The sequence below is a fragment of the Agromyces capsici genome, assembly GCF_058349965.1.
The window spans coordinates 1877589-1894218 of record NZ_JBYRET010000001.1; the positions used below are offsets into that span (position 1 = coordinate 1877589).

Below are 16630 nucleotides of genomic sequence, written 5' to 3' on the forward strand. Positions count from 1 at the left end.
GAGATGACGGCTGAGGAGACCTTTCGCGCTTGGGCGGCCGAGAAGCGGTACCGACGAATCGCGGCTGAGCTGGTTCGGCTTGAAGTCGAACGGGCGGCGTTCGACCTGCCGGCACTCGGCGAGAATCCCGAAGGTGCGTTGCACGGACACCCCGAGGTGACCGTCGAATACGACATGAACCCGAAAGCAGGATGCTCGGTCTTCGGCTACTACCGTTTCCGCCCGACCGGACAGTCGACGATCCTCGTGCATCCCGCCCTTACGACCGAGCGCGACAGCTTCACGATCCTGCACGAGCTCGGCCACCACGTCCAGCGCCAGCATCTCGAGTGGGCGAATGTCCGCTACAGCCTTCCCGGCGAGGCTGGGGGGAGACTCGAGGAGCGCGTGGCCGATGCCTTCGCTGCGGAGGTGCTGATCCCAGTCGACACCATGTCGCTCGATTCGAGCTGGCTGACCGCTCGCGCCCTCAGCGACGTCTATGGCAAGGTCCGTGCCTCGCGTGCAGCGGTCGCGATGCGCGCCGTCGAGGTCGCACCCGAGCACGAGCAGGCGACCGTCGTCGTCACCGATCATCAGGGCATCGTCACCTTCGCGAGAGCTTGCGGCGACGACGTCTTTGCCCCGGCGCGGGGTCGCATACAGCCCGGCATTGCTCGGCTCATCGTCGATGCGTTCGAAGGTGACGGCAGTGCAATCGGCGACATGAGCGAAGGCCTTCAGTCGATCTCTGGATGGGCGCAGCGCGAACTGACCGCCGAACTCTCACTCGATCACACCTGGGCATACGCCTTCACGGTCATTCGGCCGATGCGCCGATTCGGCCGCCGCACCGTCTGGGATCGTCTCGACGACTATGAATGCCCAAGGGAGGCTTGCGGGCACATCTTCGCCGTGAACGAGACTGTCGCAGTCTGCTCCGGCTGCAATACGCCGAAGTGCCCCAACTGCAATGGGTGCGTCTGCGAGCCGAAACCCGCGCCGGTCTGCGAGAACTGTTGGCTGGAACTGACTATGGCCGAGCAGGAGAACCCCGCTCTGCATGAATGCCCGTAGACGCGCCGAACGTGAACCAACGCGCCCTATCACTACCACGTCCGCCGCGGATCGGCGATGGACTCGGCGGCGCCAGGGCCACCGCCCGATTGGCCGTCGGCCGCCTGGAGCCGGAGTGTTCAAGTCACTCGTCCGCAGTGCATTGGTTCCTTGCCGATAGATTCTGTCCATGGCTGAGGAATTGAGCAAGCGTAGATCCGCGGCGGCGCGGATTGGCGGCGCCAGCCGTCGCGACGATGGCAAGAAGAGTCAGATTGTCATTGGTGGCGCCAGAACCGGGACGGAACGCACGGTCCAGTATGGACAGCCAAAAGTGCTGCGGACCCGGGATGGCGGCAAGCCAACTGCTAAGCCGAGCGTCCGGGTATTCCAGATCTACATCGGGACTGATGATGCGCTCGCCGCTTTCCGGATCTACTTCGCCGTGCAAGCGCTATTTCCCAAGCTCGGTGTTGACTCATATGCTGTGATGAGCGTCGACGGCGGCTCGATCTTCCTCAAGCTTCGCGCTTGGGGCACGAAGTTCGCCCAGAAGCGACAAGTGCGGCTCTTGGCAAGTCAGCTTTACCAGGCCGCTGAAGCGATGACGGTGGAAAAGGCGCAATCGGAGAACGCTAAGAACTATGCGACCGCTTTTGCCGACGCGGCAACATCGACGCAGCACGCGGATTCGGTTGCGATGGATCTCGGATCGCTTCAATATGCCCAGTTCAAAGACGCAGACGGTAAGGTGCACATACGCGTGCGAGCTCTCAGCTCGAAGGAAATGGCCGCCAATCGAATCGACGAAGCGACTCTGAGAGACCCGGAGGCCATGTACAAGATCCTCGACGCAGACACCGGGAGTTTGGGTACGGAGCGCTGAGCGGCCTTGTCGGTATGTGACACCTGTCTGCGGCTACGCACGCATCGAGGAATCTCTCGGCATCTGGGGGGCAGCGACCGGTGCCAGGGCCAATGTGAAGAAGTTCGCCTTACTCCCGGGGGCTAGGTCGCACGTCGAGGTTGCTGATCTGTTTCCGCCGAGGTAGGTAGCCTCACCCATGGATGATTCGAGGCGGGTTGTGCATGAACTCGAGGCGGATGCCGTTGGCGTCCTCGACGAAGGCGGCGTAGTAGCGGTCGTTGAAGCGCGGGAACGGCTTCGGTCCGCTCACGGCCGTCCACCCGGCATCCGTCGCGATCTGGTGGAGGCGGTCGACTTCGGCGCGGGAGGCGACGGGGAAGGCGAGGTGTTGCCATCCGACCTGGCCGTGCCGGTGCGGGCCGGTGCCCGGCTCGCGGGCGGGGAAGAGGATCAGCTCCTCCTCGCCGAGGTACCAGGAGACGCCGTTGTCGGCGTCCTGCCGGGTGCAGCCGAGCGCCTGCATCACGGGATCGAACTGGGCGATCGAGCGGGGGAGGTCATCGACGGTGATGCCGATGTGGTCGAAGAGAGGCACCGGGACATCCTATGGACGGGGTGCCATCGGCGCGGGCACGCGCCTAGCTTGGACGCATGACGATCTCCGAGGCCGACCTCGTCCACCTGCGCCGGGCGGTCGAGCTCGCGCGTGAAGCGCTCGAGGCCGGCGACGGTCCGTTCGGGTCGGTGCTCGTCGACGCTTCCGGCACGGTGCGGTTCGAAGACCGCAACCGCGAGGTGACGATGGGGGATGCCACGCGGCATCCGGAGTTCGAGATCGCGCGCTGGGCGGCGGCGAACCTGACCGCCGACGAGCGGGCGGCGGCGACGGTGTACACGTCGGGAGAGCACTGCCCGATGTGCTCGGCGGCGCACGCCTGGGTCGGGCTCGGGCGGATCGTGTACGTGGCGTCAGCTGAGCAGATCAGCGGATGGCGCGCGGAGGCCGGCGCCGCGGCATCCGCCGTCGCCGTGCTGCCGATCACGGCCGTCGCACCGGGGCTGCCGGTGGAAGGGCCCGTCGACGAGCTCGTCCCCGAGGTGCGGGTGCTCATCGAACGTGCAGCCGGTTCCGTCTAGCCGCGTGCGGTGGGCGGCAGACCGAATCGAACCGGGATAGTCGGGTGCGCATCCGAGTCGATGGGCAGGCTGGAGTGCGAAGGGGGTCACCGTGATCGCAGCGCTGAACCGGCTCGTCGAGTTCGTCGAGGAGCACCTCGCCGAGGAGATCGACGTCGCCGGGCTGGCGAGCGAGCTCGGCACGACGGAGTACCACGTGCGGCGGATGTTCTCGTCGCTCGCGGGCATGACGTTGTCGGAGTACATCCGGCGGCGGCGCATGACGGTCGCGGCGGCCGAGGTGCTGGGCGACGGCGAGCTGCTGGGGATCGCGGTGCGGTTCGGGTACGGCTCGACAGAGGCGTTCGGTCGCGCGTTCCGGGCGGTGCACGGCGTCGGCCCGGGCGACGTGCGTCGAGACGGTGGACCCCTTCGGACGCAACCGCAGCTCAGGTTCCGCCTGACCGTTGAAGGGAACACCACGATGGACACCCGTATCGCCGAACGACCGGCCTTCCTGCTCGTCGGCCGCGCCACGCGCGTGCCGCTCATCCACCACGGGCCCAACCCGCACATCCAGGCGCACATCGCCGCGCTGCCGCCGGAGGAGCACGCGCGTCTGAAGGCGCTCGGCGACACCGAACCGGCGGGGCTGCTGCAGGTGAGCGACGACGTCGACCCCGACTACGCCGAGGGCAGCGAGCTGACGTACCTGCACGGGGTCGCGGTCACATCGGAGACGGCCGTGCCGGAGGATCTCGACGTGACCCAGGTGCCGGCCGGGTCGTGGGCGGTGTTCCGGTCGTCGGGCGCGTACCCGGAAGAGCTGCAGGCGACGTGGGCGGCGACGGCGGCGGACTGGTTCCCGTCGAACCCGTGGCGGCTGCGGCCGGGCCCGTCGATGGTGGCGGTGCTCGAGCGGGCCGAGGACTTCAGCACGGCGACGACGGAGTTGTGGCTGCCGGTCGAGCGGGGGTGACGACGGCGGATGCCACGTGGCATCCGTCGTTCGAGTTCGCCCGCCGGGCGCCGTCGACCCCGCATCGCGGAGGCGCGGCCCAACCCGTGCAGACGTGGCATCCGCTCTGGGCCGAAAGCCCCTTCTGAATTCGCATCGACCGGGACGAACATGAATCGCACCAGTCCGAGGAGCAGGAGATGTCCATGTCGAGCAGGAAACGCGGAGTCGTGCGGGGCGCGGGGGTGCCCCTTGGGCTCGGGCTCCTCTCCGTCCAGCTGCTCAGCGGTTGCGCGAACCTCGCCACCCAGGACTTCTGCACTCAGTACGACGATCTCGTCGCCGCGGTCGAGGAACTCGGCGCGATGGATCCGGCGACGGCGAAGGTGGACGAGATCCGCGCCGCCGCCGACGAGGTCAGCAGTGAACTCGACCAGTTCCAGGCTGTGGCGGAGGGGCGACTCGACGACGCCCTGACCCGGTTGCGGGAGAACGTCGACGCCGTGCGGCAGGCCGCGGTCGACGCCGGCGCAGATGCCCGAGACACCGCGGCGCCCCTGATCGACGACGCGAAGCAGAGCGTTCAGGACGCCTGGTCGATCGTCGAGGGCCTCGCCGAGACGCAGTGCCCGCAGTGAGCTGAGAACCGAGGCAGGAGAAGGAAATGGACGTACTGGTGTTCGTGCTCGAGTCCCTCGTGGTCCTCGGAGCGATCGTCATGGGCACGAGGGCCGGTGGCGTGGGCGTGGGGCTCTGGGGCGGCCTCGGCACGTTCGTGCTCGTCTTCGTGTTCCAGGAAGCTCCCGGCTCACCGCCGGCGGCAGCCATGGCGATCATCCTCGCGGTGGTGACCGCGGCGGCGATGATGCAGGCCGCCGGCGGCATCGACTGGATGGTCTACGTCGCGGCCCGGGTCATCCAGCGGCATCCGAAGCAGATCACGCTGATCGCGCCGCTCACGGCGTTCGCGTTCTCGGTCGGCGCCGGGACGAGCAACATCATCTACCCGCTGCTGCCGGTCATCTACGACGTGTCCTACAAGAACGGCATCCGTCCCTCGAGACCCATGTCGCTGACCGTCGTGCAGTCCGGCATCGCGCTGGCGGCGTCCCCGGTCTCCGCGGCCATGGCCGCGATGGTGACCCTCACCGACACCGAGGAATACGGCCTGGGGCTCACCCAGATCCTCGCCATCACCCTGCCGGCCTGCCTCATCGGGATCGTGGTCACGTCCTTCGTCGTCAACCGGTTGGGGAAGAACCTCGATGACGATCCGCAGGTCCAGGCCAAGATCGCCTCGGGAGAACTCACGCACTGGCGCGGCGCCGCTGAGACGACGACGGCCTCGGCTGATGCCACCACCGCCGACGAGACCACCCCGGCCGGGCCGGGCGGCGGCGCAGGCAAGACCGGCGCACCCACGACGACGGCGGGCGGCCCGTCCACCGCGCCGGCGCTGACCTACACGAAGCGAGGCCGCAACTCCGCACTGACCTTCTTCGCCGGTGTGGTGGTCATCGTCCTGCTCGGGCTCTTCCCCGGCCTGCGGCCGTCGTTCCCGGTCGAGGGCGGCGACCCCGTGCCCATCGACATGACCACGACCATCGTCATGGTGATGTTCGTCGTCGGCGTCCTGATCCTCTTCATCGGACGGCCCGACGTGAAGACCGTCCCGGACATGTCCGTCTTCAAGGCGGGCATGATCTCGGCCATCGCGCTCTTCGGCATCGCGTGGCTGACCGCGACGTTCATCGCGGCGCACGAGGAGGTCATCGTCGACACGATCGGCAGCTGGGTCAACAACTACGTGTTCCTCTTCGCGCTCGCCGTGTTCCTGGTGGCTGCCCTGACCACCAGCCAGTCCACCGCGACGCGGACCATCGTGCCGATCGGCCTGGCCGCCGGTCTGGCACCGGGTGTCGTGACCGGCATGTGGGCGGGCGCCCTGGGCGGCGTCTACACCCTGCCCGCGAACGGAACCCAGATCGCCGCCGCGAACTTCGACCTCTCCGGTACCACGAAGCTCGGCACGAAGCTGTTCGACCACAGCTTCTTCGTCCCGATGCTCGTCCTCTCCGTCATCACCATCGTCGTCGGAGCGCTGATCGGAGCGATCTTCTTCGGCTGATCGCAGGCGACGCGACCTCGTTGGGAGCCTCGTCCATCGGCCCAGTCCAGTCCTGAATCGGAGGAGAGATGACATCCAACGCCGACGTGCCGGTGCAGTCCGCCGACATCGCCGCCAAGGCCGCCGAGCTCATGCCCGGTCTGCTCGCGGACCTGCGGACGCTCGTCGCCATCCCCTCGGTCGCATTCCCCGGCTACCCGGAGGAACCAGTCCGGCGAATGGCGGACGTGACCCTGGAGCTGTTCCGCGAGGCCGGCTTCACCAACGTCCGCCTCATGGACGTGCCGACGGGGTATCCGCCCATCTATGGAGAGATCAGGGGACCGGAGGGTTCGCCCACCGTCGTCCTCTACGCCCACTACGACGTGCAGCCCGCGCCCGAGGAGCAGGGCTGGACGAGCGATCCGTGGACCGCCACGACGAAGGACGACGGCCGCATCTACGGCCGCGGCGCGTCCGACGACAAGAGCGGGCTCGTCGCCCACTTGGGCACGCTCCGGATCTTCGACGGAAAGCCCCCGTGCACCGTCAAGCTCATCCTCGAGGGCATGGAGGAGACAGAGAGCAATCTCGAGGCCTTCGTCGACGCGCACCCGGAGCTGTTCGACTGCGACCTGTTCGTCATCTGCGACATGGGGAACCTCCGGGTCGGTGAGCCCGTCTTCACCACGGCACTGCGGGGGGATGTCGCGTGCGTGGTGACCGTGCGGACCCTCGAACACCCACTGCACTCCGGCGTCTTCGGCGGACCGGCACCGGACGCCATGATGGCTCTGGCGCGGCTGCTGGCGACGCTGCACGACGACGACGGGAACGTCGCGATCGAGGGGGTGTCTTCAGGCAGCTGGGCGGGCGAGGACTTCCATGAGGATGACCTGCGCTCCAGCGCCGACGTCCTCGACGGGGTGCAGCTCACCGGAACCGGTCCCGTCGGGGACCGGCTCTGGGCGCGCCCGTCCCTCAACGCGATCGGCATCGACATGACGAGCATCGCCGGCTCGTCGAACGTGCTGATCCCAGCGGCGCGGGCGAAGATCTCGATGCGGATCGTGCCCGGCTCGGACCCTGCGAACGAACTCGACGCGCTGGTGCACCATCTCGAGACGCATGCGCCCTGGGGCGCGCAGGTCGAGGTGCAGCGCACGAAGGAGGCACCGCCGTTCCGGTGCGACACCAGCGGACCCGGTTATGCCGCGGCTCGCTGGGCCATGGAGACGGCGTTCGGGAAGCCGGTGGGCGAAGCCGGATGCGGCGGTTCCATCCCGCTGCTGCGCACGCTGCAGCACGCCGTGCCCCGTGCGGAGTTCGTGCTCTGGGGTCCTGAGGATGTCGCGGCCTCCCGGATCCACTCCTCGGACGAGAGCGTGGACCCCGGGGAGATCGAACGGTTCGTCATCACTCAGGCGCTGCTGCTGCAGCGCCTCGGCGAGCGAACGTCCTGAGCGGCGACGGCGATGGTCAGCGGCACCTTCGAGCAGGACCGCCCCGGCGGGATCGTATGGATACCCGAGGGCGCGACCTTCGGGTTCGATGACCTCGTGTTCTACCGTGGCAAGGGGTCGGTTGCGTTCGAAGAGGTGGCCGGCCGCATCGACTTGGTCCTCACCGGTCCGCATGCGACCGCCGCCTTCCCGCGAGAGCTGGAGCCGTTCCTCGAGCCGGGTCTCACGCAGCGCCAGCAGTACGACTTCTCGGACATGACGACGAGCGACCTGTGCAAGCGATGGGCCGACGTCGACGAGCGCGTGGCCTACGTGGAGTTCCCGCACCACCGCATGCTGTTCGATCCGAACCGCGACTGGCCGGCCGACCCAGAGGCAGGATTGCGCGCATTCTTCGAGCGCCACGATGCCCAGGCTCGAGGCGAGAGGGTCTCCTTCAACGGGGTGGACTCGATCAGGCCGATCTCGTTCAGCGGTGTCCCCTTCCTCCGACCGCCGCATGACGACGGCGAATGGCGGCGGCTGATCGGGGTCATCGACGATCTCGGCCAGCGCGGCGCCGGTTCGTACGCCCGCATCCGTGACGAGGTCATCGCGAAGGTGTTCGAGGCCAAGTGCGCCAACCTGCATGCGTTGGACCTAGACCGTGTGACGGTCGCCGAGTTCAACAGCGCACGGATGCTGCACGTCCAATGCGTTCACGACACGATGAACGCGACGGTGGGCCCTGACGGCGCGGTCGACCGGGACAAGCCGCGAGGCGACTGGCTGCCCCGGATCGTCTCGCTCGGCAACCGCGGCGATGCCCGAGGCGAACCGCGCCCGCCGGTCGACGGCGGGCTCCTGCCCGTCGTCGACGTCCCGATCATCGACGGCGGCCAGTTCCGCAGTCTCCAGCAGGCGCTCGCGTTCGCGTTCGAGGTGCCCCACGACCGGGTCGAGGAGGACCTGGCGCTGAACTCGCCCTACCTCGGGGCATTCGAGTGCCAGGCCATCGGCCGCCTGCTCCGCGAGCTCGAGCCGCAGGGAATCGTGCGGCACCACAGCCAGGAGAAGGCCCTCAGGATCCGAACGGGTGCGTACCAGGCGGAGTTCCTGCGCGAGACGCTGCTGGGCGAGCGGAACACCGCCTACGTCCGGAGGCCGGGCACGGACTGGCCGGCGACTGATCAGCAGCACCACGCCGACCTCACGGCCCGGCTCACCCGGGCATACGACATCCTCCGTCGCTGGGACTACGACGTGCCTCCCAGCCTCGCGTACGCGCCGCCGCGATTCCGCTGACGTGCGAGGCTCCGCGGAAGCGAGGAACGGAGCCGCCATCGTTCACCGCCACCCCAGCGCCGGGTCCACGTGCGTCAGGATCGACTCGAGGACGTGCGAGTTGCAGTCGACGCCCAGCTGGTTGGGCACGGTGAGCAGCAGGGTGTCGGCGGCGGCGATCGCCTCGTCGCGCAACTGATCGATGAGCACATCGGGTTCGGCGGCGTAGCTGCGGCCGAAGACGGCGCGGAAGTCGTCGATGACGCCGAACTGATCCCCTTGTGGGGGCCCGGGCGTCGGCGTAGCGTGCGGAACGAACCGAGAAAGCGAGCAACCATCATGATGACGAAGAGGCACGCGAGGACCGCAGCACTGACCGTCGCCGCCGCCGCGCTCACGTTCGCCGGCGCCGGTGCCGCCCAGGCCGCACCCGCCATCCCGCTGACCGGCGGGCAGGAGGTGCCGGCACCGAACAACTTCGGCGCGCACGGGTCGTTCTCCTACGAGATCGACGACGCCCTGAACGAGTTCTGCTACACGCTCGACGTGAGGGGACTCTCCGCGCCAGCAACGGCCGCCCACGTCCACGTCGCCCCGCGCAACGTCGCGGGTCCGGTCGTGATCCCGCTGAGCGTTCCGAGCGCGACCGACTTCTCGGTCAGCGGCTGCACGATCGTCGCGGACGAGGCGCTGCTGGACGCGGTCGCGGCGGACCCGAGCGCGTATTACGTCAACGTGCACAACGCGAACAATCCGCCCGGGGAGATCCGCGGACAGCTGAAGTAGCACCGGTCCGAGACCGTCTCACGCCGTTCCGAATCCGGGGATCGGGCGGCGGCGACGGTTCACGCGTCGTCGCCGCCCGGTTCAGCCGTCATTCACCGCCATCCGAGCGCCGGCGCCACGTGCGTGAGGATCGACTCGAGGACGTGGGCGTTGTAGTCGACGCCCAGCTGGTTCGGCACGGTGAGCAGCACGGTGTCGGCGGCGGCGATCGCCTCGTCTTCGCGCAACTGCTCGATGAGGACATCGGGTTCAGCGGCGTAGCTGCGGCCGAAGACGGCGCGGAAGTCGTCGATCACGCCGAACTGGTCCGACCGGTCGCCACCGCCGACGAAGTACCTGCGGTCCACGTCGTTGACGATGGCGAAGATCGAGCGGCTCACCGAGACCCGCGGCTCCCGCTCGTGACCGGCCTCGGCCCAGGCGGCGCGGAACGCCTCGATCTGCTTGCGCTGCTGCACGTGGAAGGGCTCGCCCGATTCATCCTCCTTGAGCGTCGAACTCATGAGGTTCATGCCCTGCTCGGCCGCCCAGACGGCGGTCGAGTCGGATCCGGCGCCCCACCAGATGCGGTCGCGCAGGCCGGGCGACTGCGGCTGGATGCCGAGCGGCCCCGGATGCGGGTTCGGGAACATCGGTCGCGGATTCGGTTCAGCGAATCGCGCCCCGTCGATGACCTTCAGGAAGACCGTCGCGTTGTTCCGGGCGACGTCGGCCATGGTCGAGCCCTCGGGCGCCTCGTAGCCGAAGTAGCGATAGCCCTCGATCACCGACTCGGGTGACCCGCGCGAGATGCCCAACTGCAGTCGGCCGCCCGCGATGAGGTCGGCGGCGCCGGCATCCTCGGCCATGTAGAGCGGGTTCTCGTAGCGCATGTCGATCACGCCCGTGCCGAGCTCGATGCGACTCGTCTTCGCGCCCGCCGCGGCGAGAAGCGGGAACGGGCTGGCGAGCTGGTTCGCGTAGTGGTGAACCCGGAAGTACGCGCCGTCGGCACCCACCTCCTCGGCCGCGACCGCCAGGTCGATCGACTGCAGCAGCACGTCGGACGCCGATCGCGTCTGCGAGCCGGGCGAGTTCGACCAGTGACCGAACGAGAGGAAACCGATGCGCTTCATACTGGCTCCAACGTCTGGCGCGGCGGGGCATTCCGGGGGCGGTGCCGAGTGCCCGGCAGCCCGCGGGGCGGGGCGGGGTGCCTGTGCGTGCCGGTCGAGCGTCAATCATCCGGACGATTCGCGGTCGATCGCAGGCGCATAGCGTTGCGGCATGGAAACGCGGATCGCCCGGTCGGAGTTGCGAAGCTTCATCGGCAGCACGGAAGACTCGATCTCGCCGAAGGGCGTCGCCGGGCTGTACGGACGAGCCGAGATGCTCGCACGGCTGCCGCTGCGGATGCAGCGCTGGATCGTGTCGAAGGCCCGCGGTCCGGCGTACATGGGGTTCGTCGTGGAGCCGTACTGCACCTTCCTGGCGTACGAGATCCGCGACGAGGCCGCCGCGAGCCGGTTGCTGCCGCCGGGCTATCGCCTCGTCGCGACCTCGATGTTCGAGGGCGAGGCGCAGCGCCCCTGTGCGATCCTCGGCGCGTTCAACGTCCATGCGTCGGTCTTCTGGGGGGCTCGCGTCGAGTTGTACCTGATCGCGGAGAACCTGCGGACCGGGATGCTCACCTGGGTGATCTGCGACTACGAATCCAACACCATCAACTACGACCCCGGTCAGGGCTTCTCCGCCGCGACGACGGATCGGGCGCTCATCACGACGTCGCACGCCGGCGAGGTGATCGTCGACGTCCGAAGTCGCGAACGTCCGAACGACCTGACGCTCACCGCCGACCTGACGGATGCCACGATGCGGCCGCTCGACCAGCGGCTGTGGGTCGAGGGCAACCTGTCCGTCGACTACGGCGGGCGGCTCGCCCACGAGGGGTCGGAGCCGTTCGGCCTGGTGTTCGACCCCGGCGAGATGACCCAGGCGCTGCACCTGCCGCTGGAGTCGGTCGTCGTCGAGCGGAACACGTTCGGCACGGAGTTCCTGGCCGAGTCGCCCTTCTCGGCGGCATGCTTCCCGTTCGCGCAGCACTTCCTCACGACGAGCTACCCCCGCTCGAGCCCGATCCGGGACGAGCGGGGCTTGGCGAACATGGTCCGTGCCCACGCGGATCAGGCGGGCTGACGAGGTACGGTCCAGAGCTCGTGCAGCGCTCGCCGTCGAGGGGCCGGCGGAGACGCTCGCCGCTGACGTGCGGGTGTTCATCGAACAGGCGGCGCGCTCCGAACAGCCTTGGGTCGCTTCGGCTACGGCCGCAGCAGCACCTTGCCGACGCGACCCGGCGTGCGGCTCGCGGCGACCGCAGCGCCGATGTCGTCGAGGGCGTAGACGCCCGATACCGGCAGGGTGAGCTCGCCCGAGCGCACGTGCTCCATCAGCTGCCCGAAGAGCAGCGCGCGCGTCGCGCCATCCATATCGCGGCTGACCCGATTGCCCCAGAAGCCCTTCACGGTCAGCTGCTTGAAGATGACGTCGGACGATGCGAGCTGGAGCACCGGCGACGCCATGCTGCCGAACACGATGAGCGTGCCGTTCTCGGCGAGGAGTGAGAGCACCTCGCCGGCGGACGTGCCGCCGACCGAGTCGACGCCGGCGACGATCGGGGCCCTGCCGGTGATGGCGGCGACCTCGTCGCGCCATCCGTCGCCGTCGGTCGCGACGATGTTCGCGATGCCCTCGTCGCGGAGCTCGGCGACGCCCTCGGCGCGGCGGACCAGACCGATGACGTTGATGCCTCGGGCCGTGCCGATCTGCGCGACCATGCGGCCGACGGCGCCGTTCGCCGCGTTCTGCACGAGCCAGTCGCCCGCCTCGAGGTCGAGCGCGTGCATCAGGCTGACGGCACTGAACGGCATGGCGACCAGCTGGGCGGCCGCGTCGTCGGTGATGCCGTCGGGCACCGGGATGAGTGCGCCGGCCTGGGCCAGGAAGTACTCGGCCCACACGCCGAAGCTGCCGCCGGTGACGACGCGCTGGCCGACCGCGACGTTCGCGACGCCGGCGCCGAGGGCGTCGACGATGCCGACCGCCTCGGTACCCGCCGGCGCGGGCAGCTCGGGCTTGAAGCCGTAATCGCCGCTGACGGTCAGCAGGTCGTGGTTGTGGATCGTCGCGAGCAGCGTGCGCACGCGGACCTGGCCCGGGCCGGGCTCGGGGAGGGGGCGGTCGCCGACCTCGAGCACCGAGCCGGGGTCGCCGAAGGCGGAATGGATGAGGGCGCGCATGATGCGGTTCCTTTCGTGTCGGGGAAGATGGGTCGTCCGGTGACGGCGCACGCGCCGGGGCGGGCCTACCTGCGGCCGGGCGACGATGCCGCGCGACCTACCGAGCCGGTGCGCGGTTCGTGAGCGGATGCCGCGGCCGTGTGCATCGACGCGGTGATCTCCTGCAGCGTGCGGATCAGCGACTCAACATCGGCGTCGCGCACGCCGGCCGCCTCGGCGATACGCGATGGCAGGTGCGCGAGCTCGCCGCGGAGGGCGGTGCCGCGCTCGCCGATGGTCACCGTGACCACGCGCTCGTCGTGCGCGCTGCGGGATCGGGCGACGAGCCCGGCCTGCTCCATGCGGCGCAGGAGCGGCGACAGCGTGCCCGAGTCGAGCTGCAGTAGGTCGCCCAGTGACGTGACGGTCTGCTCGCCTTCGCGCCACAGCGCGACGAGCACCAGGTACTGCGGATAGGTGAGGCCCCACGGGTCGAGCAGGGTGCGGTAGAGCTGCGTCGTCGCCCGCGAGGCGGCGTACAACGAGAAGCACACCATCTCATCGGTCACGGGCATGCGGTAAGCATTGCACACAATTGAGTTGTGCACAACTTATATTATCGATCGATGATCTCGCCTCGGTCGTCGGCGCGGAGGGCATCCAGCCGTTCCCTCCACGCCCGCAATGCCTCGGGCGTCAGTCGGACCGCCGCCGCGGGCGAGATGCGTGATTAAACGCTTGACCATCGTCCCAGCGGCTGTTATTGTCCTGCTCAAACGCTTAACCAAAGGACATCACCGCCGATGACTGCACCCGTCTTCTACCGCCCGACCGACGCCTGGGTCGGCGACGTCATCCCCTGGCAGGAGGACGGCGTCTTCCACCTCTTCTACCTGCACGAGGTGCGCCGCACCCCGAAGCCCGGCACCCCGTGGAACCTCGTCGCCACGACCGACTTCGTGCGATTCGACGACCGCGGCGTCTCGCTCGCGGCCGGCGCCGCCGACGCGGCGGACTTCAACGCCTACACCGGGAGCATCGTCCGCGACGCCGACGGCGCGCACCACCTCTTCTACACGGGGCAGAACCCGCGCCACCTCGGCGACGACGGGCTGCCGCTGCAGCTCGTGATGCACGCGACCAGCGTCGACGGCATGGCGACGTGGCAGCGCCATCCGGAGCACACCTTCGGCGCCCCGGCCGGCTACGAGACGGGGGACTGGCGCGACCCGTTCGTGTTCCGCGACGAGGAGGCCGGCCTCTGGCGCATGCTCATCGCCGCCCGCCACGTCGCCGGGCCCGAGCGCAGGCGCGGCGTGATCGCGCAGTGCGTCTCGCGCGACCTCGTCACGTGGGAGACGGCCGAGCCCTTCTGGGACCCGCGCCGTTACATCACCCACGAGTGCCCCGAGGTCTTCCAGTGGGGCGACTGGTGGTACCTCGTGTACTCCGAGTTCTCGGAGTCGTTCACGACCAGGTACCGGATGGCGCGCAGCCTCCACGGACCGTGGGAGGTCCCCGAGCACGACTCCCTCGACGGGCGCGCCTACTACGCCGCCAAGTCCGCCGAGCGCGACGGACGCCGGCTCTTCTTCGGCTGGATCGCGAGCCGCGACGGCGCCCGCGACGACGGCGCCTGGCTGTGGGCGGGCACGCTCTCGGTGCTCGAGGCGCGGCAGAACGCCGACGGCACCCTCGCGTTCGGGTTCCCGGCCGAGCTCACCGCGAGCTTCACCGAGGCGCAGCCGATCGAATTCGACGAGGCGCACCGCGACGAGCTGTCGTCCGGCGCCGTCGGCGGAACGCCCATCGAGCTCCGCGCGCACGACGGCTATCGCGCCGTGGTGTCGCGGGAGGAGCTGCCGAGCGCGTTCCACGCCGCCGTCACCTTCGACATCGCGGCGGGCACCACCGAATGCGGCGTGCTGCTGCGATCCAGCGCCGACGGCGACGAGAGCTACGTGATCCGCCTCGAGCCCAAGCGCGACCGGATGGTGTTCGACCGGTGGCCGCGGCCGCGCACCGGAGACGGCCAGTGGGAGGTTTCCGGCGACGTCCCGTACGTCATCGAGCTCGAGCGCTCGTGCGATCTTCCGCCCGGCGAGCACACGCTGGAGGTCGTCGTCGACGGCGATCTCTGCGTCGCCGTCCTCGACGGCCGCGTCAGCCTCAGCACCCGCCTCTACGACCGCCCTGCCGGTCGGCTTGGACTGTTCGTCGGCGAGGGCGCCGCGGTCGTGACGGGATGCCGCGTCGGCACCCGCTCCGACGCGGAGCCCGAGCGCGACGAGACCGGAACCGCGGCGCTCGCCGCGGCATCCGCGACGACCTGAACCAACGCAACGAATCGACAACTGAACACATTTCCCCGCATTCCGGCTTCAATCAATGGAGATGAACGACATGAAGCACTTCCGCATCAGGGCTGCGGCGGTCGCCGCCGCGGCATCCGTCGCCCTCGTGCTGAGCGGCTGCGCGGGCGGCGCCGCCACAGCGACCGGCGACATCGACCCCGAGGGCGAGATCGAGCCGCGCGAGATCTCGTGGCTGCTCTCGCGGCCGGCCGACGGCGGCGTGATCACCGCCATGCAGCAGATCGCCGACGAGTACGCCGAGGAGCACCCGGGCTTCTCGCTGAACCTCATCACGACGCCCGACCGGCCCTCGTACATCCAGAAGTACGAGACCCTTGCCGCGGCGAACAAGCTGCCCGAGCTCTTCGACACCGACGCGACGCCGTTCGCGAAGAAGCTCGCCGACCAGGGCCGCATGATCGACGCCGAAGCACTGCTGAAGGACCTCGACCTCTACGACGACTACCGCGCCGCGGCTCTGAACTACCAGCGGTTCGACGACGGCTCGCTGTACATGGTCCCGTTCGAGTTCCAGCTCGAGTTCTTCTGGTACAACACGGCCATCTTCGAGCAGGCCGGCGTCGAGGTGCCCCAGTCGCTCGACGACGTCCCGGCGATGTGCGAGGCGCTGCGCGCCTCAGGCGTCACGCCGATCGCACTCGACGGCCAGGACCAGTGGCCGCTCGAACGCTACATGGCCTACCACCCGTTCCGCACCGCCGGGCCCGAATACGTGCAGGAGCTGAAGAAGGGCGACGCGAAGTTCGCCGACCCCGACGGCGAGGCCGCGGTCGAGTGGCTCCACTCGCTCGGTGAGGCCGGATGCTTCGCCGAGGGCTTCTCCTCGACCGGGTACGCCGACGCCCAGGCGCTGTTCACCTCGGGCAAGGCGGCCGTGTACAACATCGGCACCTGGGAACTCGCGAACCTGGCGACCGAGAACCTCGACGCGGGCGTGCGCGACGACGTCGACTACTTCACGCTGCCGCTCACTCCCGACGCGGTGACCGCGGCGAACGAATACGTGACGCCCTCGGGCATCGGCATGGCGATCAACGCGAAGACGTTCGATCCGCTCGTGCGCGACTTCCTCGCCTTCGCCCTCGAGCGGTACCCCGAGGTGTACGCGGCGACCGGCGCGCTGTCGCCGACGTCGAACGTCGAGACCACCATCCCGGACAACGCGACCCCCCTCTACGAGCGGGCCGTGCAGCAGGCCAACGACGTCGGCGAGAAGAATGCGATGCCGTGGGACACGCAACTCGACCCCACCTCGAACACCCGCCTGCAGCAGGAGCTGACCCTGCTGGTGCAGGGCGAGATCACGCCCGATGAGTTCATGGAGACGATGGACGCCACGATCGCCGAGAACGGCCCCGCCGCATTCGAGTGATCCGCGTGGTGGGGGCCGCCGGGCGGCAGCCCC

The 16630-nt window shown here is 68.9% G+C and carries 16 protein-coding genes and 1 pseudogene; 12 read left to right on the plus strand and 5 right to left on the minus strand.

All coding sequences use genetic code 11. The annotated features are described in order from the left end of the window. The first annotated feature begins 3 nt into the window (after positions 1–3). Both AC3RKB_RS08860 and AC3RKB_RS08865 read left to right on the plus strand, forming a co-directional pair. Positions 4–1056 (plus strand): ImmA/IrrE family metallo-endopeptidase, encoded by a 1053-nt coding sequence (locus AC3RKB_RS08860; RefSeq protein WP_491435717.1) that lies wholly within the window; start codon positions 4–6, stop codon positions 1054–1056. A gap of 169 nt (positions 1057–1225) precedes the next feature. Beyond that, on the plus strand, positions 1226–1921 hold the full coding sequence (locus AC3RKB_RS08865; RefSeq protein ID WP_491435718.1) for a hypothetical protein: 696 nt from the start codon (positions 1226–1228) through the stop codon (positions 1919–1921). A 172-nt stretch (positions 1922–2093) separates the two neighbouring features. On the opposite strand, the gene AC3RKB_RS08870 is transcribed toward AC3RKB_RS08865, so the two are convergent. Then, a complete protein-coding gene (locus AC3RKB_RS08870; RefSeq protein ID WP_491435719.1) occupies positions 2094–2498 on the minus strand; it encodes a VOC family protein in 405 nt (134 codons plus the stop codon). Positions 2499–2554: 56 nt separating this feature from the next. Between AC3RKB_RS08870 and AC3RKB_RS08875 the strand changes: the two genes are divergently transcribed. The 6 genes from AC3RKB_RS08875 (at position 2555) to AC3RKB_RS08900 (ending at position 8831) form a co-directional block, all read left to right on the plus strand. Further along, entirely contained in the window at positions 2555–3040 is a 486-nt protein-coding gene (locus AC3RKB_RS08875; protein WP_491435720.1) for a nucleoside deaminase, read from the plus strand. Positions 3041–3131: 91 nt separating this feature from the next. Then, complete coding sequence (locus AC3RKB_RS08880; RefSeq protein ID WP_491435721.1) at positions 3132–3998, plus strand: AraC family transcriptional regulator; 867 nt, start codon at positions 3132–3134, stop codon at positions 3996–3998. Between the two features lie 185 nt (positions 3999–4183). After that, positions 4184–4615: a hypothetical protein gene (locus AC3RKB_RS08885; RefSeq protein ID WP_491435722.1), complete on the plus strand. Its 432-nt coding sequence runs from the start codon at positions 4184–4186 to the stop codon at positions 4613–4615. 26 nt (positions 4616–4641) lie between these two features. Next, entirely contained in the window at positions 4642–6105 is a 1464-nt protein-coding gene (locus AC3RKB_RS08890; protein WP_491435723.1) for an anaerobic C4-dicarboxylate transporter family protein, read from the plus strand. Positions 6106–6173: 68 nt separating this feature from the next. After that, a complete protein-coding gene (locus AC3RKB_RS08895; protein ID WP_491435724.1) occupies positions 6174–7547 on the plus strand; it encodes a dipeptidase in 1374 nt (457 codons plus the stop codon). A gap of 12 nt (positions 7548–7559) precedes the next feature. Then, positions 7560–8831, plus strand: coding sequence for a hypothetical protein (locus AC3RKB_RS08900; RefSeq protein WP_491435725.1), 1272 nt, complete (start codon positions 7560–7562; stop codon positions 8829–8831). A 42-nt stretch (positions 8832–8873) separates the two neighbouring features. On the opposite strand, the pseudogene AC3RKB_RS08905 reads toward AC3RKB_RS08900, so the two are convergent. Beyond that, a pseudogene (locus AC3RKB_RS08905) lies at positions 8874–9086 on the minus strand (LLM class flavin-dependent oxidoreductase); the annotation flags it as partial. Between the two features lie 66 nt (positions 9087–9152). Here AC3RKB_RS08905 and AC3RKB_RS08910 point away from each other — a divergent pair. Then, a complete protein-coding gene (locus tag AC3RKB_RS08910; RefSeq protein ID WP_491436796.1) occupies positions 9153–9596 on the plus strand; it encodes a CHRD domain-containing protein in 444 nt (147 codons plus the stop codon). A 92-nt stretch (positions 9597–9688) separates the two neighbouring features. Here the strand turns inward: AC3RKB_RS08910 and AC3RKB_RS08915 are convergent, their stop codons facing one another. Beyond that, positions 9689–10711 carry an LLM class flavin-dependent oxidoreductase gene (locus AC3RKB_RS08915; protein ID WP_491435726.1) on the minus strand — a complete coding sequence of 341 codons (1023 nt, stop codon included), beginning with the start codon at positions 10709–10711 and terminating at the stop codon, positions 9689–9691. A gap of 151 nt (positions 10712–10862) precedes the next feature. Between AC3RKB_RS08915 and AC3RKB_RS08920 the strand changes: the two genes are divergently transcribed. Then, on the plus strand, positions 10863–11771 hold the full coding sequence (locus AC3RKB_RS08920) for a hypothetical protein (protein ID WP_491435727.1): 909 nt from the start codon (positions 10863–10865) through the stop codon (positions 11769–11771). A 122-nt stretch (positions 11772–11893) separates the two neighbouring features. On the opposite strand, the gene AC3RKB_RS08925 is transcribed toward AC3RKB_RS08920, so the two are convergent. Both AC3RKB_RS08925 and AC3RKB_RS08930 read right to left on the minus strand, forming a co-directional pair. Further along, positions 11894–12871 (minus strand): zinc-binding dehydrogenase, encoded by a 978-nt coding sequence (locus AC3RKB_RS08925; RefSeq protein ID WP_491435728.1) that lies wholly within the window; start codon positions 12869–12871, stop codon positions 11894–11896. Between the two features lie 65 nt (positions 12872–12936). Further along, positions 12937–13425, minus strand: coding sequence for a MarR family winged helix-turn-helix transcriptional regulator (locus AC3RKB_RS08930; protein ID WP_491435729.1), 489 nt, complete (start codon positions 13423–13425; stop codon positions 12937–12939). Between the two features lie 228 nt (positions 13426–13653). On the opposite strand from AC3RKB_RS08930, the gene AC3RKB_RS08935 reads away from it, so the two are divergent. Together AC3RKB_RS08935 and AC3RKB_RS08940 are read left to right on the plus strand one after the other, a co-directional pair. Then, a complete protein-coding gene (locus AC3RKB_RS08935) occupies positions 13654–15183 on the plus strand; it encodes a glycoside hydrolase (protein ID WP_491435730.1) in 1530 nt (509 codons plus the stop codon). Between the two features lie 61 nt (positions 15184–15244). Beyond that, positions 15245–16597, plus strand: coding sequence for an ABC transporter substrate-binding protein (locus tag AC3RKB_RS08940; protein WP_491435731.1), 1353 nt, complete (start codon positions 15245–15247; stop codon positions 16595–16597). Positions 16598–16630 lie beyond the last annotated feature (33 nt).

Coding starts and splice junctions, on each gene's coding strand:
- AC3RKB_RS08860 (WP_491435717.1), top strand. CDS start 4: ATGACGGCTGAGGAGACCTTTCGCGCTTGGGCGGCCGAGAAGCGGTAC.
- AC3RKB_RS08865 (WP_491435718.1), top strand. CDS start 1,226: ATGGCTGAGGAATTGAGCAAGCGTAGATCCGCGGCGGCGCGGATTGGC.
- AC3RKB_RS08875 (WP_491435720.1), top strand. CDS start 2,555: ATGACGATCTCCGAGGCCGACCTCGTCCACCTGCGCCGGGCGGTCGAG.
- AC3RKB_RS08885 (WP_491435722.1), top strand. CDS start 4,184: ATGTCGAGCAGGAAACGCGGAGTCGTGCGGGGCGCGGGGGTGCCCCTT.
- AC3RKB_RS08890 (WP_491435723.1), top strand. CDS start 4,642: ATGGACGTACTGGTGTTCGTGCTCGAGTCCCTCGTGGTCCTCGGAGCG.
- AC3RKB_RS08895 (WP_491435724.1), top strand. CDS start 6,174: ATGACATCCAACGCCGACGTGCCGGTGCAGTCCGCCGACATCGCCGCC.
- AC3RKB_RS08900 (WP_491435725.1), top strand. CDS start 7,560: ATGGTCAGCGGCACCTTCGAGCAGGACCGCCCCGGCGGGATCGTATGG.
- AC3RKB_RS08910 (WP_491436796.1), top strand. CDS start 9,153: ATGACGAAGAGGCACGCGAGGACCGCAGCACTGACCGTCGCCGCCGCC.
- AC3RKB_RS08915 (WP_491435726.1), bottom strand. CDS start 10,711: ATGAAGCGCATCGGTTTCCTCTCGTTCGGTCACTGGTCGAACTCGCCC.
- AC3RKB_RS08920 (WP_491435727.1), top strand. CDS start 10,863: ATGGAAACGCGGATCGCCCGGTCGGAGTTGCGAAGCTTCATCGGCAGC.
- AC3RKB_RS08925 (WP_491435728.1), bottom strand. CDS start 12,871: ATGCGCGCCCTCATCCATTCCGCCTTCGGCGACCCCGGCTCGGTGCTC.
- AC3RKB_RS08930 (WP_491435729.1), bottom strand. CDS start 13,425: ATGCCCGTGACCGATGAGATGGTGTGCTTCTCGTTGTACGCCGCCTCG.
- AC3RKB_RS08935 (WP_491435730.1), top strand. CDS start 13,654: ATGACTGCACCCGTCTTCTACCGCCCGACCGACGCCTGGGTCGGCGAC.
- AC3RKB_RS08940 (WP_491435731.1), top strand. CDS start 15,245: ATGAACGACATGAAGCACTTCCGCATCAGGGCTGCGGCGGTCGCCGCC.